Here is a 24,916-nt window from a genome sequence, read left to right on the forward strand (position 1 = left end):
GAGAGCGGCCATGAAGATTTTCGCCACACTCGCCCGCGGCAGCCTCATTGCCTATACCGCGCTGTTCTTCGCCTTCATCTACATCCCGCTCGCGCTGATCGCTGTCTATTCGTTCAACGCGAACCCGGTCAACATGATGACCTGGACCGGCTTCACCACCGAATGGTACGCCCAGGTCCTCGGTTTCAAAACGAAGATTTCGGAAAACGCGCTCTATCTGGAATCGACCAGCCAGCTGGTCGAGGCGCTCTGGAACAGCCTGATCATCGCGACCTCCACCACAGCAATCGCCACCGTGCTCGGCAGCGCGATGGCGATTGCGCTCTACCGTTTCGATTTCTTCGGAAGGCGTTTCTACCGCACCGTCATGTTCATGCCGATGCTGATGCCCGATATCGTGCTCGGCATCGCGCTCCTGATCTTCTTCGTCAATTCCGGCATCAATCTCGGCCTGAAGACGATCATCATCGGCCAGTGCACCTTCCTGATCTCCTATGTCTTCATCGTCGTCACCGCCCGGCTCGCCGGCATGGACCGCACGCTGGAGAACGCTTCGGCCGATCTGGGTGCCAACGAATGGACGACCTTCCGCAAGGTGGTGTTTCCGCAGCTCCTGCCAGGCATCGTCGGCGGCGCGCTGCTCGCCTTCATCATCTCGATGGACGACCTCGTCATCACCTATTTCATCGCCGGCGTCGATGTGACGACGCTGCCGATGTTCATCTTCGCCATGCTCCGGCGTGGCATCAAGCCGGAGATCAACGCCATCGCCGTGATGATGCTGACCTTCTCCTTCCTCATCGCCTCGCTTGGCCTCTACCTCCGTTCCCGGCAGAAATAACATGACCCAGACGACAAAACCCCGCGCCCGCGCGCTCGGCCTGCCCTTCACCGGCCGTACCGGCCCGCTCAATGCCATCACTGATGTCGAAGGCATTGCCGTCGGCTTCCAGACCATCCGCGAGGAAACGCCCCGGCCCGGCCGGAAGCTCCCGGTGCGCACCGGCGTCACCGCCATCCTGCCGCACAGCGAAAGCGAAACGCCCGTTCCCGTCTATGCCGGCCTGCACCGCTTCAACGGCAACGGCGAGATGACCGGCACGCACTGGATCGAGGACGGCGGCACCTTCCTCGGCCCGGTCATGATCACCAACACCCATGGCGTGGGCATCACCCATCACGCGACGATCCGCTGGATGCTGGACCGCTATCCCTCGACCTACGATATCGGCGATTTCCTCTGGCTGATGCCGGTGATTGCCGAGACCTATGACGGGGCCTTGAGCGACATCAACGGCATGCCGGTGACGGAGGCCGATGCCCGCGCAGCACTGGAAAACCTCTCGCGCGGCCCCGTTTCCGAAGGCAATTGCGGCGGCGGCACCGGCATGATCACCTATGGCTTCAAGGGCGGCACCGGCACCTCGTCGCGCGTCGTCTCCTATGGCGACAGGGACTATACGATCGGCACGCTCGTGCAGGCCAATCACGGCCAGCGCGACTGGCTGACGGTCTGCGGCGTGCCCGTCGGCAAACACCTCATGGACAATACCCCGCAAAGCCAGCTGAAGGAGCGCGGCTCGATCATCGTCGTCATCGCGACCGATCTGCCGATGGCGCCGCACCAGCTGAAGCGCCTCGCCCGCCGCGCCTCGATCGGCATCGGCCGCAACGGCACGCCCGGCGGCAACAATTCCGGCGATATCTTCCTTGCCTTCTCCACCGCCAATCCGCAGCCCATGGCGCATCGCGCGCCGGTGCGGCTCAATATCGAGATGGTCAATGACGAATATCTCGACCCCGTCTATGCGGCGGCGGTCGATAGCGTGGAGGAAGCGGTGGTCAACGCCATGCTGGCAGCGGAAAGTGCCGGCGGGACCCCGCATGACCGCCTGCGCGTCGATGCCATCGACCACGATGCGCTGATGGCCGTCATGCAGCAGTATGGCCGGGGCGTTTAGTTCGCAGTCCCATCAGGCGTTACCCGCTGGCTGTCGCCGCCGGTACCGGACTGCTGCGTGGGCGAGCGGTCCGTCGGCACCGTCTCGCCGCCGCCGGGCACGCTGTTGTCGATCGTATCCTGCGCCGGCTCACCGCTGGTGGTGGACGACGTCTGCGTCGCATCGACCGGTGCGGAGGGATCGATGTGCTCGCCAAAAATTTCCACCGCACCCCAGGCGATGACAGCCAGGGCAAGGCTGATGCCGAGTACTTTCAGCACCGGCCGGCCGGGGCCGCCCTGCCGGGTCTCGCGGGCGGAATAATCCTTGCGGACGGGATCGTGCGTGCGGGTGATCGGATCGCCGCGTTCGTCTTGCTGGTGGGTCATGGCGGACACTCCCTGAATTGCTTCTCAGGGAAACAACTTGCGGGCAGGAAGAAAGTTCCTCAGTCCTCCGCCGGACCGTCCAGCCCCAAGACTTCGAGAAGCCGGCGCTGCCGCAACAGGAGATGGGTCAGCGCCGCGACGTCGCCGTGCGCCGGCTGGTGTGTCATGCCCTCGTCCACGGCCTCGACGATCGCCTCGAACGTATCGGCGATCTCGCGGGAAATGCCGTTGAGCTCGGCGAAACGCGGATCGACCGCCGCCGCAGCAAGCGTTGCCGTCGTCACGCGGCCAATGCCATGCGGCACCTTCGCCCCGGCATCGGCATAACCGTCGGGAAGATCGCCCTTGCGGTTCGTCACCCGCCGGAAACGGATGACGTCTATGATCTGGTCGACCGCCTGGCAGGCGCCGGCCACCCGCGAGGGATGATCCGTATCGGCCGCGGCATGGGGCAGCAGTTCGAGCTTTTCCGGATGCCGCTCGGCCAGTTTGAGATAGGGCAGCATCGGGCCGCTCAGCGCCCCACTCGTCGCGTTCCTGAAGAGGTCGGCATCGATGGCCGCATGGCGCACCTGGCACGAGGCTAACGCCCGATCGAGGGCCGCCGTATCCACCAACTCGCCGCGGTCGTAATTCACGATGACGGCGCCCCGGTTCATCTCCGCCATGACCGCCTCACCGACGATGCCGGCATTAGCATAGACCCGCGTCGCCTCGTCCAATCTGCCGAGGCCGATATGCACGGAAAGCACGTCCGCCCCGTCGGCGGCCTCCACCGGTGAGGCCGCGTAGCCAAAACCCTCGGCCTCGATCCATTGCCGGTGCTTCGGCCGGGCATAGATCGTCACAAGCATGCCGAAGGCCTGGGCGAGCCGGGCAACCTCGCGGCCGATATTGCCGTAGCCAAGCACCGCCATGCGGCGGCCCTCGAGCTTCGCGGTCGGATAGGATTTGAGATCGCGGCCGGTATCGAAATCACCCGTCACCACGCGCGCATGCAGCTGCGCGACCGGCAGGTCCGGCGTCACCTTCAGGATCGCCTTCATCACCATCTGCGCCGTGGCGCGGCTGTTGATGCCGGGCGTGTTCATCAGGGGGGCAGCGCCGCCCTCGCCGTTGCCGCCGCCCCAGGAGGCCGAGCCCATATTGCCGGTGCCTGCACCGATGCGCACGCCGCCGAGCGGAAAGATCGCCTGCTTTGGAATGAAGGTCGCCGCCGCGATCAGCGCGTCGTAGCGCCCGTCTGCCGTTTGGGCGATGATCTCGGCCTCGGCGCTCAGATCCGGCTGGTAGAAGAAATGCAGGCCCGGCGGCAGGGTCTCGCGCTGATAGGAACCGTCATGAAAGGTGCCGCCCTTGGCCTCGATATGCGCGCGCACCTCGCTCGGATCGGGATTACCCTCCGCATCGAAGCGCAGGCCGACGAGATCGGCGATCAGGATCTTATAGGCGCGCTGCGGGTCATCCAGCCGTCCGTCCGAAACCGTATGATCTTCCTGCATGGCGCCCTCCCTCGCTGCCATTTTCGTAGGCGAGTTTTGCCGATGGAGCAAGCCGAAGCAAAAAGCGACATGGAAGGTCAAAACCATCGTATTGCCCGGCTTCGGGGCGCGCTCCATAAAGAGCCGAGAACAGGATTGCCCATGACATCTCGCGCCTTCACCACCATCGAAAACGAATGGATCATGCTTGCCGACGGCACGCGGCTCGCCGCGCGCATCTGGATGCCCGAGGGCGCGGAAACCGATCCCGTGCCCGCCGTGTTCGAATTCCTGCCCTATCGCAAGCGCGATGGAACGAGCCCGCGCGATGAATCGACCTATCCCGTCTTCGCCGCCGCCGGCATTGCCGGCGTGCGCGTCGATATCAGGGGATCGGGTGAATCCGACGGCGTCATCGACGGCGAATACACGCCGCTGGAGCTGGCCAACGCCTGCGAGCTCATCGCCTGGATCGCAGCACAACCCTGGTCGAATGGCTCGGTTGGCATGATGGGCATCTCCTGGGGCGGCTTCAACTGCCTGCAGGTCGCAAGCCTCAAGCCGCCGGCCCTGAAGGCCGTCATTTCCATCGCCTCGACCGTCGACCGCTACAACGACGACATCCACTACAAGAACGGCACGCATCTCTCCGCCCAGCTGTCCTGGGCCGCGACCATGCTGGCCTACCAGTCCCGCTCGCCGGATCCCGATATCGTTGGCGACCGCTGGAAGGCGATGTGGCTGGAGCGGCTGGAAAACGAGCCCTTCTTCCTGGAGACCTGGCTACAGCACCAGCGCCGCGATGCCTTCTGGCAGCACGGCTCCATCTGCGAGGATTTTCCGGGCTTCCCAGTTCCGGCCCTCGTCATTGCCGGCTGGGCGGACGGCTATCGCAGTACGCCGCTGAAAGCCGTCGAAGGCCTTGGCGACAAGGCGAAGGCGCTGATCGGCCCCTGGATCCACAAATACCCGCATTTCGCCTGGCCGAAGCCACGCACGGATTTTCATGCGGAAGCCATCGCCTTCTGGAACCATTGGCTGCGCGGCGAGCAGAACGGCGCGGAGAAGACGCCGCAGGTGCGCGCCTATATCCAGGATGCCGCCCGCCCAGCGCTGCGTCGTGAATTCGATCCCGGCTTCTGGGCGGCGAAGGACCGCTGGGAGACGCCCGACATGGCAACCTTCTACGTCGAGCCATACGGCACGCTTGCCCCCGGCATGCCGATTGCCGGCGCGTCGGGCCACGATCGCTACCTGAAATCACCGCTCGACACCGGCATCATGGCCGGCGAATGGTTCACGCTGAAGCCGGATGCCGAAATGGCGCTCGACCAGCGCCTCGACGATGCCGGCTCGCTCGTGATCGAAACCGCGCCGCTGACCGAAGCGCAGGATTTCCTCGGCCAGCCCGTGCTGGAACTCGACCTGTCGACCGAGGCCGAGATCGGCAATCTCTGCGCCCGTATCGTCGATATCCATCCCGACGGCACGGCGACGCGCGTCACCTTCGGCGTCGTCAACCTCGCCCATCGCGACGGCAATGCCGAACCCAAAGCCATGCCGAAGGGGGAGAAGGTCCGCATCCGCCTCGTGCTCGATGCGATGGGCTATCGTTTCCGCCCCGGCCACCGTATCCGCCTGTCGCTCTCGACGTCCTATTGGCCGATGGTGCTGCCGCCGCCGGTCGATGCCGGCGTGACGATCGACCTCGCCTCACTCGGACTTGCATTGCCAAAGCTCGGTGCCCATCAGGTCATCGCCATCCCGGAGCCGCAGAACCCTGATCCTTTGCCGAAATACACCGAGCTTGCGCCCGGCGAGACGGCGCGCGGCGTGGAACGCGACCTGACGAACGGCCTCACCGAATACACGATCTACGAGGACACCGGCCTCTACGAGCACCCCGGCACGGGCCTTGCGACCCGGCAGGTGCGCGACGAACTCTGGTCGATTGCCGAAAACGATCCGCTCTCGATGACCGGCACATCCGTCTGGACCTGCGACATGCAGCGCCCCGGCTGGTTCGTGCGCACGGTCTCGACGGCGACCATTGCCTGTACCGCGACCGACTGGCTGATCTCCGCGAATGTCCGCGCCTTCGAGGGCGAAGAGCCGATCTTCGAAAAATCCTTCGAAAAGGCCATCCCGCGCGACTTCATGTAGGGTCAGTGGAAATCACGGGATTTGACGCGGATCTCGTCGATATGGCCATAGCCATCGACGAGATTGCGCGCCTTTGCAAGCTTCGGTGCACCGCGCGGATCGTGTGGGGGACTGCCATGATGGAACTCGTCGCCCCGTCCGTGCGGAAGAGGAAAAGGCGTATCGCGGCGACCGACGCTGGCGAGCAACCCGGACAGGTCCGTGAGGTGCTGCACGACGACATGCACCACCGCGCCTTCACGCTGGATATAGCCCTTGATACCCAGCATGGACGCCCCCATCACGACCGGGCGATAGGTCATGAAGACCTTCTTCCAGACAACGAGATTGGCAATGCCCGTCTCATCCTCGATCGTCACGAAGATGACGCCTTTGGCCGAACCCGGGCGCTGGCGCACGAGCACCAGACCGGCCAACGCGACTGGCTGGCGATCCCGAAGGTTCGTTGCGACCTGACAGGACAGGATTCCCTGCCGCTCTAAATCCTGCCGCAGGAAACTGACGGGATGCGCGCGCAGCGTCAGGCCGACATGGCCATAATCCTCCACCACCTCGTTGCCGGCTGTCATGGGGCGCAGCGCAACGGCGGGCTCGTCCAGTTCCGCGATCACCGCCTCTTCCCGCCTTGCAGCAGCCGTGAAAAGCGGCAGCGGCTCATCGCGCAACGCGCGGATCGCCCAGAGCGCCTCGCGGCGAGCCAAGCCGAGCGAAGGTCGAAACGCATCGGCCTCGGCGAACTCAACGAGCGTCGCAGCCGGCAGCTCGGAACGCCGCCAGAGATCATCCACCGACACAAAAAGGCTCTCGGACCGTTCTGCAAAGAAGTGTTCCAAAGCCTTGCTGTTCAACCCTTTGACCATGCATAGGCCCAGGCGCACGGCAAAACGCCCCTTTTCGTCCATGGGCTCCAAGGTACAATCCCATCGGCTCTCGTTGATGCAGACAGGGCGCACTTCAACGCCGTGCTCCTGCGCATCGCGCACGATCTGCGCCGGGGCATAAAAACCCATCGGCTGGGAGTTGAGCAAAGCCGCACAGAAGATTTCCGGATGATGGCATTTCATCCACGCCGAAGCGTAGGCGATGATTGCAAAACTGTAGGCATGGCTTTCCGGGAAGCCGTAAGAACCAAAGCCTTCCAATTGACGACACATGCGCTCAGCGAACTCGACTGAATATTTGTTGGCCGTCATGCCATCGATCAATTCCTGGCGGAACTTGTCCACGCCACCGGTGTGCTTGAAGGTCGCCATGGCGCGCCTTAGTTGGTCAGCTCGCCCAGGTGTAAAATTGGCACCAACGATAGCCACTTGCATGGCTTGCTCCTGAAATAAGGGAACGCCGAGTGTTTTTTCGAGTACCGCCTTCAAGCCATCATCATCCGGATAATCCGGTTTCTCCAAACCTTGCCGACGCCGAAGATAAGGATGCACCATGTCTCCCTGAATGGGACCGGGCCGAACGATCGCGACCTGAATGACGATATCGTAGAATTTTCTCGGTTTTAGTCGCGGCAACATCGACATCTGCGCCCGACTTTCAATCTGAAACGTGCCGAGGGTATCGGCTTTGGAAATCATCTCGTAAGTCGGATCGTCGTCCAGTTCGATGTTCCACAGGCCTTTACTGATACCCTTCAGGTCTTCCAGATATTCAAACGCCCGGCGCATGCAGGAGAGCATGCCAAGCGCCAGAACATCCACCTTCATGAACTCCAGAAATTCGACGTCATCCTTGTCCCATTCGATGACTTGCCGGTTGTCCATCGCTGCCGGCTCTATCGGCACGAGGTCGTCCAGGCGATCGCGCGTCAACACGAAACCGCCCGGATGCTGGGAAAGATGCCGGGGCACACCGGTCAATTGTCGCGAAAGCTCGACCAAAAGCCGTATGCGCCGATCGTCAACATTAAAACCGATGTCTTTGATTTCGGCCTTGGGAATATCGTTCGACCAGCCCCAGACCTGAGACGACAGCCCCTTAAGCACATCTTCCGGCATGCCAAGCACCCTGCCCACATCACGCATGGCACCGCGCGAGCGATAACGGATGACCGTGGCACAGAGCGCGGCCCTATCATGCCCATAGGTCTCGTAGACCCACTGAATGACCTCTTCTCGGCGCTCATGCTCGAAATCAACATCGATATCGGGCGGCTCGCCGCGCTGCTCCGAAACAAAGCGTTCGAAAAGCAGGCCATTTTTAGTCGGGTCGATTGCAGTGATCCCTAAAACAAAACAGACCGCGCTGTTGGCTGCCGAGCCTCTCCCTTGGCATAGAATGCGAATCTGGCGTGCTTGCCGAACAATTGAATTAACCGTCAGGAAGTACGGCGCATAATTCTTCTTTTGTATGAGCTGTAGTTCATGGTTCAGTTTTTCGCGCACCATATCAGGCACCCCATTGGGATACCGCTTTTTTGCCCCCTCCCACGTATATTTCTCCAACGCCTCCTGCGGCGTGAGATGCGCGTATTCCTTCTCTTCGGGATATTGGTACTGCAATTCATCCAGCGAGAATCTACAGCGCCCCACGATATCGATCGTGCGCTGGAGCGCTTCCGGGTAGCGCGCGAAAAGGCGATGCATCTCGGCCGGCGGCTTGAGGTAGCGGTCGGCATGGCGTTCGCGCAGGAAGCCGGCATTGTCGATGACGACGTTGTGGCGGATGCAGGTGACGATGTCCTGCAACAGGCGGCGGGCGGGTTCGTGATAGAGCACGTCGTTGGTGACGACCGTGGGCACGCGGTATTGCGCGGCGAGGTTGGAGAGATCGAAAAGGCGCAGCTGGTCGTTCGGGCGGCGGCGGAGCGTCAGGGCGAGGTAGCAACGGCCAGCAAACGTCTCCGAAAGGCGGCGCAGGTGGAAGGCGGCGGTGTCGTCTGCCTCGTCCGGCACCAGCACAGCAAGCAGGCCTTCGTTCCATTCGACGACATCCTGCCAGTCGAGATGGCATTTCCCCTTGCCAGCTTTTTTCTTGCCGATGGTGAGCAGGCGGCAGAGCCGGCCATAGGCTTCGCGGTCCGTCGGATAGACGATGAGCGACATGCCGTCGACGAGATCCAGCCGGCAGCCGACGACGAGGCGAACGCCGTTTTCCTTCGCCGCGCGATAGGCCTGCACGACGCCTGCCAGGCTGTTGCGGTCGACGACGGCCATGGCTTCGATGCCGAGCGCACTGGCCTGGGCAAACAGTTCCGCACAACTGCTCGCACCGCGCAGGAACGAGAAATGCGAGGTCACCTGGAGTTCGGCATAGCGCGGCGTCATGCAAAAATCCCGTGCAGGAACCAGCGGCCCGCGCCGTTGATAATGTGCTGCTCTTCACCCGACCGGAACAGCCAGAAGCGCTCGCCCTCCGCATCCTCCACCTGGAAATAATCGCGCACGGCGGAAAGCTCGGCATCGCGTTTCCACCATTCACCGAAGATGCGCTCGGGACCATCGGCGCGCTGCACGCGCCGGCGCACGCCGCGCCAGGTGAAGAAGGCGGGCGGGTGGTCGGGCATCAGCGCCATGACGTCAATTGGCTCGGGGCGGGCCAGAAGCCGCGCCGGGCGTGGCCAGCGGCCGGGCCAGGTCGCACCGTCATCGGGCGCAAGCGGCGCGATGCGGTGGATGGAGCGTTCCGGCACGTCGCTTTCGACCGGCGCCAGACGGTAGAGCCGGCGGGCACCGATCCGGTTTGCGATGACATCGACCAGGCTGGCGATATCGGCCTGCTCTTCCTCGATTAGCGAGGAGACGGCTTGGTGCAGAACAAGCGGTTCGGCAAGCGTCGCCGTGAGCTCCATGATCTCTATGCCGAAGCCCGGATCGATCGTCTCGATACGATCGCAGAGCAGCCGGGCGAGGCGCTTTTCATCGCGCACCGCCCGCGCCGTGCCGACACGGATGGCTTGCAGCGAATTGTCGACGCGGTGGAAGATCAGGTCGAGCCGGCGGGCGCCGAGACCGCGTTTCTCCAGTGCCCGGCAGAGATCGCCGACGAGGCCTGACGTGTAGCGCGCGATGGTCTCGGCCGCGCCGATCGGCTCGCCGAAAACCTTGCGCACGCTGACGCGTTCGGGGTCGCGCAGGGGATCAACGGGCTCGGAAATCGTGCCCTGCATCTGGTCGAGCCGGCGGCCGAGGCCTGCACCGAAACGCAGCACGAGGGGGGCGCGCGGAACGGCGAGCACCTCGCCGATCGTCGCAAAGCCCAGCACGTGCAGGCCGGTCACGGTTTCCGGCGGGATCCTGAGGCCGGGGATCGGCAAGGACGCCACGATCCTGCCGGTCTCGCCCGGCGCAATAACGCAGACGGGTGCCGCCAGGAACCGGGCGGCGGCATGTGCGGCGCCCCACGTATCGGCCACCGCCGCGCGGGCGAAAATGCCGGAAGCGCCGAGACGGTTGACGAGACCGGTCAGCATGCGCTCCTCACCGCCATGCAGATGGTCTGCGCCTGTCGTGTCGATGACGAGCCCATCCGGCGGATCAGGCGCGACGATGGGGGCATAGTGCTGCAAGGCCCAGAGGGAGAGGCGGTTGAGGGCGGCGGCATCGGCGGCGGGATCGGCCGGCAGGGCGAGAATGTCGGGCACCAGCGCATGGGCCTTGGCAAGTGGCATGCCGACGCGCAGGCCCGCCTGCTCCGCCACCCGGCTCACCGCGGTGAGAACGCGGCGGGCGCCATCGCGGCCGACGAGAACGAGCCGCTGGTCAGCCGGTGGCGCCGCGGCTCCGAGAGAGCGCCGCAGGCGATCGATCGGCCAGCCGGGAAGAAAAAGCGATACAACCCTCGCCATCGGTAGCCTCCACGTCAAATTCCGCCGCGACGCCCGCCCGGCACCGGGTCAATTCCAGCAACCACTGCGCCCGGCCGATGCCCGGAACTGGAAGGGGCTGGGACGGCCGGACGGACACCCGCCAGCGCGTCACGGCGGCCGTCGGCTGATCGAAAGCGGCCGCCTCCTTCCGATGCCGGAAGCGGCGAAGCGCAAGGCCGAGCGTGCCGCCGGCCTCCGCCGCCAGTTGCAGGCGGCGCGAAGCGGTCATCGACAGGCGCGCGACCTCCGCCACGACAGCGCCAAGCCCGCCATGGCGCAGCCCCTCCTCGAAACAGAGGAGCAGGCTCTTTTCATCACCCGCCTCGACATAGATGACACGGCCGGGCGCCAGCCCCGCTTGCGCTAAGGCGGGCGCGAAGAGGTCCGGCCGGGTCAGGCACCACAGCACCTGCCCTTTCGTGCGCGCGGCGATGCCGGCGGCAAAGAGCATGGCGGCAGCGCCCTCGACGGCATCATTGCCGCCACCGCAGACCTCATGCAGGCTGGCCAGCGCCAACCCGCCGCCCGGGAGACGCTCATCGATCTCGGGTACACCAAAGGGCAGTACCGCCCGGTCGCGCGCCGCGCGGCCGTCGAACTGCCGGATGCGGTCGCGCAGATCGGCGACAACAGCACTGGCGGCGAAGGCGGACATTTGGCGGGCGGCTCCTTGTTGATGGATATATGTTCTCTTTTTGTTCCTAAACGAACAGAGAGTCAATCGCTCCTGCCGGCTGCAACGTTCACAGTTTGAATCATGGGCGGGAACCAAGTGGCGCGGCGGAAGTTCTTCCCTTTGCCATTCCATTCAATCCAGGAGACATGTCCATGGCTGACGAAAAGAGCACCGGAAAGCGCACGCTTGGCGTCGTCGAGGCGGCAGACAGCATTTCGCAAGAGGTTCGCGCCGCCGAAGCGGAAGCCTCGATCAACGAGCAGATCGACGCTTTGAAATCGGAGATCAGCCGGCTGAAGGAATCCGCGGGCCTGATTGCCGAAGGCACGGGCCAGCTTGCCGTCGCCAAGGCGGAATCGCTGCGCGAAGACCTGCGCCAGACCATCCAGGCCAATCCGCTGGCCACGCTCGCGGGCGCTGCCTTCATTGGTTACCTTTTCGGCCTGCGCCACCGCTAATCTCGACCATCAAGCGGCATTAAAAAAGCCCGGCATTGCCGGGCTTTTCGGTATTCAGAACCAGCGCTGGCGACGCGGCGGCTCGTTTTCGAGAGAGCCGAGCAGATAGCCCAGCACGACACCGGCAAGACCAGCGGCCAGAACGACGGTCGAAAGACCTGCTGGGTGCTCGCGGGCGGCCTGCGCGACGGCAGCACCCTCGGAGCGCACATATTTCGTGGCCGAGCGCACGGCCGGGCGGGCCGCATCCACGGCATTGCCGGCACGGTCGCGGATCGACTCATAGGCCTCGCTGCCGCGATCGCTGAGATCCTTCTGGAGCGTGGCGATCTCGGCGCGAAGAGCGGAAATCTGGGATTGAACGTCAGTGCTTGCCATTGCGGTCTCCTTATCAGAATGGAGACCGAACGGATGGCGGGCGTCTTGGTTCCCGGAAAGGGCGAAATCAGCTCGCCTGGCGGCGGCCGTCGCGGCGGATCTGCGAGGGCGTATCGCCGAAGGCCGCGCGGAAACGGCGGGTGAAGTGCGACAGGCTCTCGAAGCCGGTCTCGAGTGCGATCTCGATCAGCGGCTTGTTGGTGCGCACCACCATATTGAAAGCGGCCGCCATGCGAATCTTCATGTAGATCGTACTCGGCGAGGCGCCCATGTCGCTCTCGAACAGGCGCTCCAGCTGGCGGCGGGAGACGCCGGTCATGGTGGCGATGCTGTCGATGGACAACAGGTCTTCCGTATGCTGCTCCATCATCATGATGGCGAGATGTACGCGGCGGTCGCGCGCCTCCAGCCCGAGCGGATTGCGCGGCTGGAGATCGGTGGCGTCGCGCCGGTGACGAATCTGCAGGATTTCCAGCGCATTGCGCTCCGCCGCCTCGCCGACATGGTGGCGCACGAGCGTTGCGGCCAGATCCGCGACGCTACTGCCGCCGGCACAAGTGGCGACCTTGCCGTCGAAGCGGAAGATCTGCTCGGAGGTCGCCTCGATATCGGGGTAACGGGCGCGGAATTCACGATGATGCAGCCAGCTCACGCAGGCCGTATGCCCCTTGAGCAGGCCCGCTTCGGCAAGGATGAAGCTGCCGGTACAGAGGCCGATCAGCCCGACGCCCGCCTTGGCGGCCTTGGCCAGATAGGCGCGCGCATAGCTGTCGATCGGCTCATCGACCTTGAGCAGGCCGCCGACCACTGCGATGTAGTCGAACGCGGCGGGATCGGCGAAGGGCGCGGTCGGCGCGACCTGGATGCCGCTTGACGAAGAGATGAAATTACGCGTGCTACTCAGGACATCCCAGTCGCAATTGACGCGGCGGGAGCGATCCTCGCTGTCGCTGGCAAGCCGCAGCGTATCGACGAACAGCGCGAAGGCGGAGAGCGTGAAGCTTTTCGACAGGATGAAACCGACGCGCAACGCCTTGGGCGCTGCATGGTTGCCCGTGTCCCGCGATGTCCGCACATCCACCGTCATCCGCATCTCCCGGACCGCCTGCGGGGACAGGATCGTCGCCCGCCAGAACTGCCGACGCTATCCATAGCAGATTTCGCCTCACCGCTCCATTCCCTGCACGGCGTTTGTGTGCGGATTGGGGCTTATCGCGCAAATTTCCGCGCGCCGGCAACGCAGGCGACGATGGCGAGTGTTGTCAGGAGCATCAGCGGACTGACGCGCTCATGCAGCAGGAAGGCAGCAAGCAGCAGGCCGAAGAAGGGCTGGAGCAGCTGCAATTGCCCGACCGCCGCAATGCCACCAAGAGCCAACCCGCGATACCAGAAAACGAAGCCGATAAGCATGCTGAAGACCGAGACATAGGCCAGCCCCGCCCAGGCGCCGCCGGCAATGCCGGACCAGCTTTCCGGCAGGGTCGCAAGCGCTATGACCGCCATTAGCGGCAAGGCGAGGATCAGCGCCCAGGAAATGACCTGCCAGCCGCCGAGTGTGCGGGAGAGTTTCGCGCCCTCGGCATAGCCGAGACCGCAGGCGATGATCGCCGCCACCATCAGGAGATCGCCGGTCAGGGAGACCTCCGCGCCGGAATTCAGCGCGAAGCCCACCACCGTCGCGCTGCCGATGACGGAGAATAGCCAGAACAGCGGCTTCGGTCGCTCCCCGCCCCTCAGCACCGCGAAGACCGCGGTTGCCAGCGGTAGGAGGCCGACGAAGACGATGGAGTGAGCCGACGTGATATATTGCAGCGCGAGCGCCGTCAGCAGCGGAAAGCCGACGACAACGCCGAGCGCGACAATGGCGAGCGAGAAGAGGTTGTCGCGTGACGGTTTGCTCTGGCGCAACGCGCCGAGCAGTGCCGCACCCAGCAGCGCAGCGATGACGGCCCGCGCCGAGGTCAGAAACAGCGGCGAAAAATCCGCCACCGCGATACGCGTCGCCGGCAGCGACCCGCTGAAGATGATGACGCCGGCGAGCCCGCTGCCCCAACCGTCCATGGATGTTTTCATGTCGCACCTCGCATTTACCGGGAAAATACCCGTGCGGGGCTGGCGGGGACAGGAACAAAACAATACAATTTTGAATAACTGTATTAGCTTCAGAAGCCATACACTTGAGCAAGACCGTGACAGAAACCACAAGGGGAAGCCGTACCGAACAGGTGATGGCCACCATCCGAAACCGCATTGCCGGCCGCGCGCTCGCGCCGGGTGATCGCCTGCCGTCGATCCGCGGCCTCGCCGCCACGACGGGCGTCTCGCCGTCGACGGTCGTCGAGGCCTATGACCGGCTGGCGGCGGAAGGCTTGATCCGGCCGCAGCGAGGGTCCGGTTTCTATGTCTCCAACGCCTCCCCGCCGCCGCTGAAGCTGGCGGAAGCCGAAACGCCGAAGGCGCGCGCGGTCGATCCGTTCTGGGTATCGCGCCAATCGCTCGATGCCGAAGACGGCACGCTGAAACCCGGCTGCGGCTGGCTGCCGGCGGAATGGATGCCCAACGAGGCGCTGCGCCGGGCAATCCGCAGCCTGGCGCGCGCCGACGACGCCATGCTCGCCTATTACGGCCATACGCGCGGTTCTAACGCCCTGCGACGGCTGCTGCTCGGCCGCCTCGCGGAAGAAGGCGTCGCTGCCGGCCCCGAGCAGCTGATGCTGACCAATACCAGCACCCAAGCACTCGATCTCCTCTGCCGTTTCCTGCTTCGCGCCGGCGACACCGTGCTGATCGACGACCCCTGCTACTTCAATTTCCAGGCGCTCTTGAAGGCCCATCAGGTCAAGGTGATCGGCGTTCCCTACACACCGGCCGGTCCAGATGTCGCGACGTTCGAGGCGCTGCTCTCGGCGGAGCGGCCCCGGCTCTACATCACCAATTCGGCGCTGCACAACCCGACCGGCGCGACGCTCTCGCCTCAGGTCGCGCACCGTCTGCTGAACGCGGCCGCTGCGAGCGACACGATCATCGTGGAAGACGACATCTTTGCCGATTTCGAGCCGGAGCCGACCACACGGCTTGCCGCTCTCGATGGCCTGCACCATGTCATTCGCATCGGCAGCTTCTCAAAGACGCTCTCGGCCTCCGTGCGCTGCGGCTATATCGCGGCGCGGGCGGACTGGATCGAGGGATTGGTCGATTTGCAGATCGCCACCAATTTTGGCGGCCCGAGCCCGGTTTCGAGCGAGATCATCGGCCATATGCTGGCCGGCGGCTTCTATCGCAAGCATATGGAGGAGCTGCGCCGCCGCCTGGTGCGCGCGCGGCGCGAAACGGCCGACCGGCTGGGGCGGCTCGGTATTACGCCCTGGCTTTCGCCGCGCGGCGGCTTCAATCTCTGGTGCCGGTTGCCGGACGGGCTGGATTCCGGCGAGGTCGCGCAAACCGCAGTCGCCGAAGGCGTGGTGTTTGCGCCCGGCAATGTCTTCAGCGTCTCGCAAACAGCCGGCAACCTCATGCGCTTTAACGTCGCCCATATGGACGACCCGCGCATTTACGAAGTGCTGGCCCGAGCCCTGAAAAGGCTCCCTAGCGCCGCTTCGCCAGCATCGAGCGCGACAGGACCACGACAAGGCCGATGACGACGGTCGCGACGATGAACAGGAAGGCGGCGGCGGCGATAGCCGGGCTGATATTCTCGCGGATCGAGGAGAACATCTGCCGCGCCAATGTGCGCTGGTTGGGGCCGGCGACGAAGAGCGTCAGCACCACTTCATCGAGCGAGGTCGCGAAGGCGAGCACGGCGCCGGAGAGTACGCCGGGCATGGCGAGCGGCAGCGTGATGCGGCGGAACACCGTGATCGGCGCGGCACCAAGGCTCTGCGCCGCAAGCTCCACACGCTCGTCGATGCCGGCAAGCGCACCGGTGACGCTGACCACAACGAAGGGCACGGCGACGACCGTGTGCGCGATGATCACGCCGAGATAGCTGTTCGTCAGGCCGAAACCCGCCAGCAGAACCTGCATGCCGACGCCCAACACGACGGCGGGCACGACCATTGGCAGCAGGAAGAGCGTGCGCATCGTGCCGCGGAAGAGAATCAGCCGGTTGCGCAGGCCGAGCGACGCCGCCGTGCCGAGAATGGTGGCGAGCAGTGTCGTGCCCGTGCCGATGATCAGGCTGTTGACGATGGCGCGGCGCCAGGCATCGGCAAAGAACAGTTCCTCGAACCAGCGCAGCGACCAGGACGGGATCGGATAGGTCAGGATGACGCTCGAGGTGAAGGCGAGCGGCAGGATGGCAATGAGGGGTGCCACGAGAAACAGGATCGTCAGCGTAGCGAAGGTGGCCTTGGCGATTTTCATCGGCATGGTCAACGCCTCCCTGGTTCTTCGCTGGAGAGCCGCGCATAGACGCTGTAGAGCACGAGCGTCGCGACGAGCAGCACCATGCCGAGCGCGCCGGCCATGCCCCAGTTCGCCGATCCCGTGGCGTAGAAGGCGATGATGGACGAGATCATCTGGTCGCCCGGCCCACCGATCAGCGCCGGCGTGATGTAGTAGCCGATCGCCGAAATGAAGACGAGCAGGCCGCCGGAGGCGACGCCACGCAGGCTGAGCGGCAGGAGCACGCGCAGGAAAGCGCGTAGCGGCGGCGCGCCGAGGGAGGCTGCGGCCGGCATCAGGTTCTTCGGGATGGTGATCAGCACGGAATAGATCGGCAGCACCATGAAGGGTAAGAGCACATGGGTCATTGCGATGATGACACCGGTGCGGTTGAAGATCAGCGCCAGCGGCGAATTGATGATGCCGAGCGTCAAAAGCAGATCGTTGATCAGGCCTTTTTCCTGCAACAGGATGAACCATGCGGCGGTGCGCACCAGAAGCGAGGTCCAGAGCGGCAGGAGAACCGCGCCGAGCATCAGGTCACGCTTCCAGCCATCGAGCGACGCGGCGATGATGGCGTAGGGAAAGCCGATCAGGGCGCAGAAGAAAGTGACGAGCCCGGCAATCCAGAAGGTCCGCGCGAGGATCACGCTGTTGACCGACTGGTCCGGCGGCAGATGCTCGATCTCGCCGGCGGCATTGCGGCCGAAATCGACGGCGGCGAGCAGGTTGCGGTCGGTATAGGGCGACAGCGCATCAGCGATCGCCAGCCAGAATTCCGGCTTTTCCCAGCGCTTGTCGATGGAGACGAGGTCGGCGGGCGGGTTTGCCGTTTCGTCGAGCGCGCTCGTGGTCTTGCCCATCAGCGTGCGGAACCCCGACCGGGCGCTGTTGAGGCGGCGCACCATATCGCCGAGAGCCTGGTCGTCATCGACGGCCTTCAGGTCCTCCATCAGCGCCGTCTGCATGGCTGCCGACGGCGGCGACTTGCGGTCCCAGTCGGCGAGAACCTCGGCGCTGCGCGGCAGAAGCTTGAGCACGGCCGGATCCGACACGGCCTGCGACATCATGCTGAACAGCGGCCAGACGAAGAAGCCGATAAGAAAGAGAAGCAGCGGCGCCAGCAGGATGAGCGAGCGCCCGGTGCGGGATGAGGCTGCACTCATGGCGCGATGACCCGGCAGTCGCCGGCCGAAAAGGCCGCGAAGACCTTGGTGCCCGGCGGAAACTCGCGCGACCGGCGGCCGAGCTTGGCGATCAGCGGATGGGTAGCGTTCTGCAACTGCACGCGCAGGTGATCGCCCTGGTAGACGCTGTCGGTGACTTCCGTTTCCAGCACATTGCGCGCCTCGCCGCGGGCCTCACTGAGATCGACGCGTTCCGGGCGGATGGAGAGGAAGACCGATTGCCCGCGGGCCACCGTGCCGGACACCGCCGATACGATCTGCGCGCCGGAGGGAAGGCGCACGGTGGCCTCCTGCCCCTGCACGGCTTCCACCACGCCCTCGACGAGATTGGTCTCGCCGATGAACTCGGCAACGAAGCGCGTCGCCGGCTCGTCATAGACCTGCCGTGGCGTGCCGATCTGCTCGATCCGGCCCTTGTTGAACACGGCGACGCGGTCCGACATGGTGAGCGCTTCGGACTGGTCATGCGTAACGAAGACGATGGTCAGGCCAAGACGACGATGCAGATCGCGGATATCGAGCTGCATCTGCTCGCGCAGGTTCTTGTCGAGCGCGCCCAGCGGCTCGTCCATCAGGACAACGCGCGGCTCGAAGACGAGCGCACGCGCGAGCGCCACGCGCTGTTGCTGGCCGCCGGAGAGCTGCGAGGGACGCCGGTCGACAAGGGCGGACAGCTGCACCATGCCAAGCGCCCGCTTGACCCGCTCGTCAACCTCCGCCTTGCCGATGCCGCGCATCTGCAGGGGAAAGGCGATGTTTTCACCGACAGACATGTGCGGGAAGAGCGCGTAGCTCTGAAAGACCACGCCCATGTCGCGCTTGTGTGTCGGCACGGCGTTGATGGCGGTTCCGTCAAGCAGGATATTGCCCGAGGTCGGCTGCTCGAAGCCGGCAAGCATCATCAGAAGCGTCGTCTTGCCGGAGCCGGAGGGGCCGAGCAGGCTGACGAACTCGCCCTTCTCGATGCCGAGGTCGAGATTTTCGACCACGCAGAGGGGGCCGTAGAATTTGGTGATGCGCTCAAATCGAATGAATTCGGCCACGGAAGACTCCATCGCTAGAGGCGGAGGACGCAGACGCATCCGGCCATGCAGGAAGGGCGCTCTTTGGAGCGCCCTTCACCACGGATGTTCTTACTGGGCGAGCCAGGCGTTGAAGCGGGCCGTCAGCGTTTCCGCATTGTCGATCCAGAAATCGACATTGAGCGGGATCGAATCCGTCATGTTGGCGGGATCGGTCGGCAGGTCCTTGGCGAATTCCGCCGGCACCTTCGCTGCGGCGTCCTTGTTCGGCAGGCCGTAGGCGACGAATTCCGGCAACTTGGCCTGGTTTTCCGGCTGGCTGGCGAAGGCGATGAAGTCCTGCGCAGCGTCCTTGTTCTCGGCATCCTTCAGCACGACCCAGCTGTCGACGGCATAGATGCTGCCAGGGAAGACGACCTTGAAGTGCTTGCCTTCCGAACGGTTGATGCCGGTGATGCGGCCGTTATAGGCCGAGGTCATCGCGACTTCGCCTGAGGCGAGGAACTGCAGCGGCTGCGCGCCGGATTCCCACCAGACGATGTTCGACTTCAGCTCGTCGAGCTTCTTGAAGGCGCGGGCAACACCCTCTTCCGTGCCGAGCACGTCATAGAGCTCGTCTTTGGAGACGCCATCGGCGAGCAGGGCGAATTCCAGCGTGTATTTCGGGCCCTTGCGCAGCGAGCGCTTGCCGGGGAATTTTTCGACGTTCCAGAAGTCCGCCCAGGAGGTCGGGCCTTCCTTCAACTTGTCGCCGTCATAGGCGATCGCGGTGGACCAGACGATGGCGCCGACGCCGCAGTCATTGACGGCGCTGTCGAGGAACTTGTCCTTGCCGCCCATCTTGTCCCAGTCGATCTTTTCATAGAGGCCGTCGGCACAGCCGAGCGCCAGTTCTTCGGCTTCCACCTGAACGGCATCCCAGTTCGGGGCGCCGGCCTTGACCTTCGACTGGATCACGCCGATGCCACCGTCCCAGGCTTCGTCGAGCACCGGCTTGCCGAGTTTTTCGGAAAACGGTTTGAAGTAGATGTTGCGCTGGGCATCCTGATAGTTACCGCCCCAGGACACGACGGTCAGGTCGCGTGCAAATGCGGGCGCGACGATGCTGGCCGACAGGACGATGGCGGCGGCCGCCAGAACACCCGATTTCAGAATTGTCTTCATGGCACTCCCCTTTTCTTCATTGTGATGGAGCCTTCGCTCCGATGACGATCTCATGCGGACCGCTCACCCCGCCTTTCCGGCGTCGGCGGCGGCCTCTCCGGCCGTCGCGCCCTTTCCCCTGGGCGTTCGTCCGATTGATGCATTCCGGTCATTGCCGGTCAACGGGGATTTTTCCCCTTTTGACCCTTGTCAGACGTGCTGCCCTCCATTGATGTGGATTTCCGCGCCGTTGATGTAGGAGGACGGCTCGGTGCACAGAAAATAGATGGTCTCCGCGACCTCGCGCGGATCGCCCAGCCGTCCCATCGGCACTTCCGCCGCCACCAGTTCATCGGTCCCCGGCGAGAGGATCGAAGTCTCGATTTCGCCCGGCGCGATGGCATTGGCCCGCACGCCGCGCTTACCGAATTCATGCGCCATTTCGCGCGTCAGCGAGCCGAGCGCCGCCTTGGAGGCCGCATAGGCGACGCCGGCAAAGGGGTGGACACGCGTTCCGGCAATCGAGGTAACGTTGACGATCGAGCCTTTGGCCGCTTCGAGCTCCGGCATGAGGGCGCGGGCAATCAGCGCCGTCGAGACGACATTGACGTTGAGTACCTGCGTCCAGACATCCGCGTCCGTGCCCATCACGCCGAGCCGGCTTTTTCCCGGTCCCTTCGGCGAAATGCCGGCATTGTTGACGAGAGCATGCAGCCGGCCGTTCGGCAGGCGCTCGCGCACGGTCGCGGCAAGGCGGTCGATCTGCGAGAGATCGGCGAGATCGGCCTGGATGTGGCTTTCACGGGCGGACGGCCAGGCGCATTCTTCGGAAAAGGCCTGGCGGGAGACGGTAAGGATGCGCCAGCCCTTCGACTGGAAGAGCTTGACCGTGGCATGGCCGATGCCGCGGCTCGCTCCCGTCAGCAACATGTAGCGGCGTTCTTCGGTCATGCGGAGCGTTCTCCCTTGATGCTTGATACATCGTAATCGGCGGCCCGCGAATTGCAAGCCTCTCATTCAAGACGGTCTCAGGCGCGACGCGCCTGTCGTTCTTCACCCTGCGCGATGCGGTCGAGGATCGGTTTTCCGCCCAGCAGGATGTCATCGACGATGGCCATGGAGGCCGCCGGTGAATCATGGCGTTTCAAGGCCTCGACGACCGGATAGTGATGATCGATCATCGCCCGGCCGCCGGCCAGATAGGCGTCGGAAATGTGTGGGCCCATCTGCAACCAGAGCCGCCGCAGGATGGTGGTGAGCACCGGCAGGCCGGCGATCTGCGGCAGCATGAAGTGGAAGGCCTGGTTGAGCTGCGTGCCCTTCAACCGGTCGCCATCGGCAATCGCCTGCTCGTTTTCGCGCAAAATCTGCTCCAGCACCTGCACATCGGCGCTCGTCGCCACCTGCGCGGCCGTTTCGGCGGCGAGCCCTTCGAGGCGCACGCGGATGGCGCGGATTTCGCGGTAACGCGCCTCGCTCAGACCGGCGATGCGGATGTCGCGCGGCGAGCGGAAGGTGATGGCTTCGTCATTGGCAAGACGCAGGATGGCATCGCGGATCGGCGTGACGCTGGTGCCGAACTGCTCCGCGAGATCGCGGATCTTCAGTCGGTCGCCCGGCTGGAACCGCCCCTGCATCAGCGCATCGCAAAGCGCCGCATAGACCACGCTGTTGAGGTTCTCATATTCCAGTGTCGCGAATTCGGGCATGGAACTGGTCCGCAAAATCGAGTAACAAGATACTTGATGCATCTTTTTTGACGTGTTTCAAGTATGGGCCGCCGCCGCAGGTATTCTCAGGGGAAGAAACGCCCGTGGCAATGGTGACCGGGGCGCTGTCAACAGCGCCGGAAACCGTCTTCGACGAAACCGCGGGAAACCGCCAGAACGGAGCCAGCATGACGGAGCAAGCGCCCGCCGCCCAAAAACCGGACTCGATGTCGGTGACATGGAGCGTGACCGCAATCGAGGACGCCGAGGCGGCCGTCGCCGATGTCTATGGGCTGACCGGCGCTGTGAAGCGGCTTTCCAGCGAGCGGGACGAGACCTTTCTTTTCAAACGCGCCGACGGCACCGATTTCATCCTGAAAATCGCCAACCCGGCCGAAGATCCGGCCGCGCTGGAATTCCAGGACGGCGCCCTGCTGCATCTCGAAGCCGTAGCACCCGCCGTGCCCGTGCCCCGACTGGTACCGACGCTGTCGGCCGAGCCGAGCCGCACGCTCTCCACACCGGACGGTCCGCGCATCATGCGCCTGCTCACCTTCCTCGACGGCGAGCTGCAATACCGAACGGAAGCCTCGGAAGCGCAGAGCCGCAATGTCGGGCGCGCCCTTGCCGAACTCGGGCTCGGCCTCAAGGACTACGACGGCCGTCCGCCCGAGGGGAAGCTGATGTGGGACATTTCCCACACGCTCGATCTGCAAGCCGTCGTGGGCGACGTGGCGGAAGAGCGGCGCGCGCAGGTGGAAGCCGTGCTTGCCGAATTCGAGCGCTCGCTGCCCGCGATTGCCGCGCTTGAACGACGTCAGATCATCCACAACGACTTCAACCCACACAACATCCTGCTCGACCCGGCGGAGCCGACGAAAGTCGTCGGCATCATCGATTTCGGCGATATGGTGCATGCCACGCTGATCAACGACCTCGCTGTCGGCATTTCCTATCACATGGCGACCGACAATTGGGCCGCCCGCACCGGCGCCTTCCTCGACGGCTTCCTTTCCGCGCGTCCGCTGCTACGTCCGGAAGTCGAACTGCTGCCCCTCCTCATGCGCTGCCGCCTCGCCATGTCGATCATCATCGCCGAATGGCGCTCGGCGCGCTTCCCGGAAAACCGGGCCTATATCATGCGCAACCACGCCACCGCCTGGCGCGGCCTGCAGAATATTGCCGATCTCACTCCCGCCGGGCTGAAACGGCTCGCGCCCAACCTGACCGAGGCCTGATCATGTCGATGGTGAATGCATTTTCGCGCGAGGATTTCGAACGGCTGAGCGACGCCGAACAGGCGCTGATCGCGCGCCGGGAAAAGGTGCTCGGCCCTGCCTACCGCCTGTTCTACGAAAAGCCGCTGCATCTCGTGCGCGGCGAAGGCGTTTTCCTCTATGACACCGCGGGCGAAAAATACCTCGACGCCTATAACAATGTCGCCTCACTCGGCCATTGCCATCCGCGCGTGGTGGAGGCGATCACCAGCCAGACCGCCGTGCTCAATACCCATACGCGCTATCTGCATGAGGGCATCGTCGACTATGCCGAGACGCTGACGGCGACCTTCCCGGCAGCACTCAGCCAGGCGATGTTCACCTGCACAGGCAGCGAGGCGAATGACCTTGCCGTGCGCATCGCGCGCTACGTCACCGGCGGCACCGGCATCATCTGCACCGATCTCGCCTATCACGGCCTGACGAGCGCAGTCGCAGAATTCTCGCCGTCGCTGGGCGAATCCGTCACGCTCGGCCCGCATGTGCGCACCGTGGCGGCACCCGACAGCTACCGTCATTCGCCCGAGGAGATGATGGAGAAATTCGGCCGCGACGTCCGCGCCGCCATCGCCGATCTCAAGCGCCACGGCATCAAGCCGGCCATGCTGATCACCGATACGATCTTCTCCAGCGACGGCATCTTCGCCGGGCCGAAGGGCTTTTTGAAGCCGGCCGTGGACGCCATTCACGCGGCCGGCGGCCTGTTCATCGCCGACGAGGTGCAGCCCGGGTTCGGCCGCACCGGCGAGACCATGTGGGGCTTTGAACGCCATGGCGTGGCGCCCGACATGGTGACGATCGGCAAGCCGATGGGCAACGGCTATCCGATGGCCGGCATCGTGCTGCGTCCGGAAGTGATCGCCGAATTTGGCCCGCGCGCCCGCTATTTCAATACGTTCGGCGGCAATCCGGTCGCGGCGGCAGCGGGCAAGGCGGTGCTCGACACGATCCGCATCGATGGCCTGCAGCAGAATGCGTTTGAGGTCGGCAACTATCTGATGGAGGGCCTGAAGGCGCTTTCCGGGCGCTATCACGCCATCGGCGACGTGCGCGGCTCCGGCCTGTTCATCGGCGTCGAGATCGTCGCCGATCCCGCCGCCAAAAGCCCGGACGCAGCGCTGACGACCCGCATCGTCAACGGCCTGCGCGAGCGGCGCATTCTCATCAGCGCGTCCGGCCCGCGCGCCAACGTGCTGAAGATCCGCCCGCCGCTCGTCTTCTCACGCGAGAATGCCGACATGCTGATCGACGCCCTCGCCGACGTTCTGAAGACGCTCTGAACGGAAAGGGCGAGGCCACGCGTGCGGCCTCGCCCCGAAACTCACTTTTAAAGAGCTCAGACGAGTGCGGTGACCTGGATTTCGACCAGCAGCTCCGGCGCGGCGAGGCGGGCCTCGACGGTTGCGCGAACCGGCAGATTGTCCTTGTCGACCCACTGGTCCCAAACTTCGTTCATCTGGCTGAAATGCGCGATGTCGCGCAGCCAGATGTTGGCGCTGATCAGCTTGGCCTTGGTCGTTCCGGCTTCGGCCAACAATCCGTCGATCTGGGCAAGGATATCGCGGGTCTGGGCCGTCGTGTCGGCACCATCGCCGGTCACCCCAGCTGTGGTGACGATACCGTTGACGACGACGGCTCCGCAGAAACGCTTGCCAGGCTTGATACGCTTGATCATGAAAAGTCTCCCATGGTTATGATCAGAGAATGGTTTGCCAGAGGCCGACAAAATGAAAGGGCGCATTCCGCGCCGATCGGCGATGGCAGCGCGGCATCAATGCCGGAAATGCACAGCGAACGCAACTTGCCGCTGAGCGCCGCCATTTTCACCGCCGAACTGTTCGCGCGCGCCGCAATCCGGCCGACGCCGCTGCTCCAGCCAGACATGTCGGTGAAGCCCAAC

Annotated in this window: 22 protein-coding genes and 1 pseudogene; 7 read left to right on the plus strand and 16 right to left on the minus strand. The window is 64.2% G+C overall.

Annotation, left to right across the window (positions count from 1 at the left end; all coding sequences use genetic code 11):
- Nucleotides 1–10: 10 nt before the first annotated feature.
- Nucleotides 11–841 (plus strand): ABC transporter permease, encoded by an 831-nt coding sequence (locus D0Y60_RS12880; protein WP_117370338.1) that lies wholly within the window; start codon nt 11–13, stop codon nt 839–841.
- A 1-nt stretch (nt 842) separates the two neighbouring features.
- The gene (locus tag D0Y60_RS12885; RefSeq protein ID WP_117370339.1) at nt 843–1,961 is read left to right on the plus strand and encodes a P1 family peptidase; all 1,119 of its coding nucleotides are present in this window, start codon (nt 843–845) and stop codon (nt 1,959–1,961) included.
- Here the strand turns inward: D0Y60_RS12885 and D0Y60_RS12890 are convergent.
- Entirely contained in the window at nt 1,958–2,329 is a 372-nt protein-coding gene (locus tag D0Y60_RS12890) for a hypothetical protein (protein ID WP_117370340.1), read from the minus strand. The two genes, D0Y60_RS12885 and D0Y60_RS12890, sit on opposite strands and share 4 nt — an antisense overlap.
- A gap of 59 nt (nt 2,330–2,388) precedes the next feature.
- Nucleotides 2,389–3,810: pseudogene (locus tag D0Y60_RS12895) on the minus strand (NAD(P)-dependent oxidoreductase); the annotation flags it as partial.
- Nucleotides 3,811–3,972: 162 nt separating this feature from the next.
- Between D0Y60_RS12895 and D0Y60_RS12900 the strand changes: the two are divergent.
- Nucleotides 3,973–5,973, plus strand: coding sequence for a CocE/NonD family hydrolase (locus D0Y60_RS12900; protein WP_117370342.1), 2,001 nt, complete (start codon nt 3,973–3,975; stop codon nt 5,971–5,973).
- A 2-nt stretch (nt 5,974–5,975) separates the two neighbouring features.
- Here D0Y60_RS12900 and D0Y60_RS12905 read toward each other — a convergent pair whose 3' ends face one another.
- The 3 genes from D0Y60_RS12905 to D0Y60_RS12915 are packed head-to-tail and all read right to left on the minus strand — an operon-like array spanning nt 5,976 to nt 11,438.
- Entirely contained in the window at nt 5,976–9,242 is a 3,267-nt protein-coding gene (locus D0Y60_RS12905) for an error-prone DNA polymerase (protein WP_117370343.1), read from the minus strand.
- Nucleotides 9,239–10,762 carry a DNA polymerase Y family protein gene (locus D0Y60_RS12910; RefSeq protein WP_117370344.1) on the minus strand — a complete coding sequence of 508 codons (1,524 nt, stop codon included), beginning with the start codon at nt 10,760–10,762 and terminating at the stop codon, nt 9,239–9,241. Before D0Y60_RS12910 ends, D0Y60_RS12905 begins: the two co-directional genes overlap by 4 nt.
- Complete coding sequence (locus D0Y60_RS12915) at nt 10,677–11,438, minus strand: ImuA family protein (protein ID WP_117370345.1); 762 nt, start codon at nt 11,436–11,438, stop codon at nt 10,677–10,679. Before D0Y60_RS12915 ends, D0Y60_RS12910 begins: the two co-directional genes overlap by 86 nt.
- Nucleotides 11,439–11,611: 173 nt before the next feature.
- Here D0Y60_RS12915 and D0Y60_RS12920 point away from each other — a divergent pair, with 173 nt between their 5' ends.
- Nucleotides 11,612–11,917 (plus strand): hypothetical protein, encoded by a 306-nt coding sequence (locus tag D0Y60_RS12920; protein ID WP_117370346.1) that lies wholly within the window; start codon nt 11,612–11,614, stop codon nt 11,915–11,917.
- A 54-nt stretch (nt 11,918–11,971) separates the two neighbouring features.
- Here the strand turns inward: D0Y60_RS12920 and D0Y60_RS12925 are convergent, their stop codons facing one another.
- The 3 genes from D0Y60_RS12925 to D0Y60_RS12935 form a co-directional block, all read right to left on the minus strand.
- A complete protein-coding gene (locus D0Y60_RS12925) occupies nt 11,972–12,295 on the minus strand; it encodes a hypothetical protein (RefSeq protein ID WP_117370347.1) in 324 nt (107 codons plus the stop codon).
- 67 nt (nt 12,296–12,362) lie between these two features.
- Nucleotides 12,363–13,382, minus strand: coding sequence for a GlxA family transcriptional regulator (locus D0Y60_RS12930; protein ID WP_117370348.1), 1,020 nt, complete (start codon nt 13,380–13,382; stop codon nt 12,363–12,365).
- A 122-nt stretch (nt 13,383–13,504) separates the two neighbouring features.
- Nucleotides 13,505–14,368 carry a DMT family transporter gene (locus D0Y60_RS12935; protein WP_117370349.1) on the minus strand — a complete coding sequence of 288 codons (864 nt, stop codon included), beginning with the start codon at nt 14,366–14,368 and terminating at the stop codon, nt 13,505–13,507.
- Nucleotides 14,369–14,523: 155 nt separating this feature from the next.
- Between D0Y60_RS12935 and D0Y60_RS12940 the strand changes: the two genes are divergently transcribed.
- On the plus strand, nt 14,524–15,933 hold the full coding sequence (locus tag D0Y60_RS12940; RefSeq protein ID WP_117370350.1) for a PLP-dependent aminotransferase family protein: 1,410 nt from the start codon (nt 14,524–14,526) through the stop codon (nt 15,931–15,933).
- Here D0Y60_RS12940 and D0Y60_RS12945 read toward each other — a convergent pair.
- The 6 genes from D0Y60_RS12945 to D0Y60_RS12970 all read right to left on the minus strand — a co-directional run bounded on the left by D0Y60_RS12945 (nt 15,881) and on the right by D0Y60_RS12970 (nt 21,739).
- Nucleotides 15,881–16,663: an ABC transporter permease gene (locus D0Y60_RS12945; RefSeq protein ID WP_117370351.1), complete on the minus strand. Its 783-nt coding sequence runs from the start codon at nt 16,661–16,663 to the stop codon at nt 15,881–15,883. The genes D0Y60_RS12940 and D0Y60_RS12945 overlap by 53 nt on opposite strands.
- 2 nt (nt 16,664–16,665) lie before the next feature.
- Complete coding sequence (locus D0Y60_RS12950; RefSeq protein WP_117370352.1) at nt 16,666–17,844, minus strand: ABC transporter permease; 1,179 nt, start codon at nt 17,842–17,844, stop codon at nt 16,666–16,668.
- Entirely contained in the window at nt 17,841–18,908 is a 1,068-nt protein-coding gene (locus D0Y60_RS12955; RefSeq protein ID WP_199564173.1) for an ABC transporter ATP-binding protein, read from the minus strand. The genes D0Y60_RS12950 and D0Y60_RS12955 overlap by 4 nt, the downstream gene beginning before the upstream one ends.
- A gap of 90 nt (nt 18,909–18,998) precedes the next feature.
- On the minus strand, nt 18,999–20,024 hold the full coding sequence (locus D0Y60_RS12960) for an ABC transporter substrate-binding protein (protein ID WP_348627859.1): 1,026 nt from the start codon (nt 20,022–20,024) through the stop codon (nt 18,999–19,001).
- 216 nt (nt 20,025–20,240) lie between these two features.
- The gene (locus D0Y60_RS12965; protein WP_117370355.1) at nt 20,241–20,981 is read right to left on the minus strand and encodes an SDR family oxidoreductase; all 741 of its coding nucleotides are present in this window, start codon (nt 20,979–20,981) and stop codon (nt 20,241–20,243) included.
- Nucleotides 20,982–21,058: 77 nt separating this feature from the next.
- Complete coding sequence (locus D0Y60_RS12970; RefSeq protein ID WP_117370356.1) at nt 21,059–21,739, minus strand: GntR family transcriptional regulator; 681 nt, start codon at nt 21,737–21,739, stop codon at nt 21,059–21,061.
- A gap of 188 nt (nt 21,740–21,927) precedes the next feature.
- Here D0Y60_RS12970 and D0Y60_RS12975 point away from each other — a divergent pair, with 188 nt between their 5' ends.
- A complete protein-coding gene (locus D0Y60_RS12975) occupies nt 21,928–22,977 on the plus strand; it encodes a phosphotransferase enzyme family protein (protein ID WP_117370432.1) in 1,050 nt (349 codons plus the stop codon).
- A 2-nt stretch (nt 22,978–22,979) separates the two neighbouring features.
- On the plus strand, nt 22,980–24,296 hold the full coding sequence (locus D0Y60_RS12980) for an aspartate aminotransferase family protein (RefSeq protein ID WP_117370357.1): 1,317 nt from the start codon (nt 22,980–22,982) through the stop codon (nt 24,294–24,296).
- 56 nt (nt 24,297–24,352) lie between these two features.
- Here D0Y60_RS12980 and D0Y60_RS12985 read toward each other — a convergent pair whose 3' ends face one another.
- Both D0Y60_RS12985 and D0Y60_RS24620 read right to left on the minus strand, forming a co-directional pair.
- Nucleotides 24,353–24,691 (minus strand): RidA family protein, encoded by a 339-nt coding sequence (locus D0Y60_RS12985; protein ID WP_117370358.1) that lies wholly within the window; start codon nt 24,689–24,691, stop codon nt 24,353–24,355.
- On the minus strand, nt 24,688–24,915 hold the full coding sequence (locus D0Y60_RS24620) for a hypothetical protein (RefSeq protein ID WP_147324525.1): 228 nt from the start codon (nt 24,913–24,915) through the stop codon (nt 24,688–24,690). The genes D0Y60_RS12985 and D0Y60_RS24620 overlap by 4 nt, the downstream gene beginning before the upstream one ends.
- Nucleotide 24,916: the final 1 nt, after the last annotated feature.

This window comes from Shinella sp. WSJ-2 (assembly GCF_003432075.1).
Classification (GTDB): Bacteria; Pseudomonadota; Alphaproteobacteria; order Rhizobiales; family Rhizobiaceae; genus Shinella.

Bases quoted from the DNA above. Each gene is read 5' to 3' on its own strand.
- D0Y60_RS12985 (WP_117370358.1), bottom strand. From the start codon at position 24,691: ATGATCAAGCGTATCAAGCCTGGCAAGCGTTTCTGCGGAGCCGTCGTC.
- D0Y60_RS12965 (WP_117370355.1), bottom strand. From the start codon at position 20,981: ATGACCGAAGAACGCCGCTACATGTTGCTGACGGGAGCGAGCCGCGGC.
- D0Y60_RS12940 (WP_117370350.1), top strand. From the start codon at position 14,524: ATGGCCACCATCCGAAACCGCATTGCCGGCCGCGCGCTCGCGCCGGGT.
- D0Y60_RS12975 (WP_117370432.1), top strand. From the start codon at position 21,928: ATGACGGAGCAAGCGCCCGCCGCCCAAAAACCGGACTCGATGTCGGTG.
- D0Y60_RS12925 (WP_117370347.1), bottom strand. From the start codon at position 12,295: ATGGCAAGCACTGACGTTCAATCCCAGATTTCCGCTCTTCGCGCCGAG.
- D0Y60_RS12880 (WP_117370338.1), top strand. From the start codon at position 11: ATGAAGATTTTCGCCACACTCGCCCGCGGCAGCCTCATTGCCTATACC.
- D0Y60_RS12950 (WP_117370352.1), bottom strand. From the start codon at position 17,844: ATGAGTGCAGCCTCATCCCGCACCGGGCGCTCGCTCATCCTGCTGGCG.
- D0Y60_RS12935 (WP_117370349.1), bottom strand. From the start codon at position 14,368: ATGAAAACATCCATGGACGGTTGGGGCAGCGGGCTCGCCGGCGTCATC.
- D0Y60_RS12915 (WP_117370345.1), bottom strand. From the start codon at position 11,438: ATGTCCGCCTTCGCCGCCAGTGCTGTTGTCGCCGATCTGCGCGACCGC.
- D0Y60_RS12910 (WP_117370344.1), bottom strand. From the start codon at position 10,762: ATGGCGAGGGTTGTATCGCTTTTTCTTCCCGGCTGGCCGATCGATCGC.
- D0Y60_RS12920 (WP_117370346.1), top strand. From the start codon at position 11,612: ATGGCTGACGAAAAGAGCACCGGAAAGCGCACGCTTGGCGTCGTCGAG.
- D0Y60_RS12930 (WP_117370348.1), bottom strand. From the start codon at position 13,382: ATGACGGTGGATGTGCGGACATCGCGGGACACGGGCAACCATGCAGCG.
- D0Y60_RS12980 (WP_117370357.1), top strand. From the start codon at position 22,980: ATGTCGATGGTGAATGCATTTTCGCGCGAGGATTTCGAACGGCTGAGC.
- D0Y60_RS12945 (WP_117370351.1), bottom strand. From the start codon at position 16,663: ATGCCGATGAAAATCGCCAAGGCCACCTTCGCTACGCTGACGATCCTG.
- D0Y60_RS12905 (WP_117370343.1), bottom strand. From the start codon at position 9,242: ATGACGCCGCGCTATGCCGAACTCCAGGTGACCTCGCATTTCTCGTTC.
- D0Y60_RS12890 (WP_117370340.1), bottom strand. From the start codon at position 2,329: ATGACCCACCAGCAAGACGAACGCGGCGATCCGATCACCCGCACGCAC.
- D0Y60_RS12970 (WP_117370356.1), bottom strand. From the start codon at position 21,739: ATGCCCGAATTCGCGACACTGGAATATGAGAACCTCAACAGCGTGGTC.
- D0Y60_RS12885 (WP_117370339.1), top strand. From the start codon at position 843: ATGACCCAGACGACAAAACCCCGCGCCCGCGCGCTCGGCCTGCCCTTC.
- D0Y60_RS12900 (WP_117370342.1), top strand. From the start codon at position 3,973: ATGACATCTCGCGCCTTCACCACCATCGAAAACGAATGGATCATGCTT.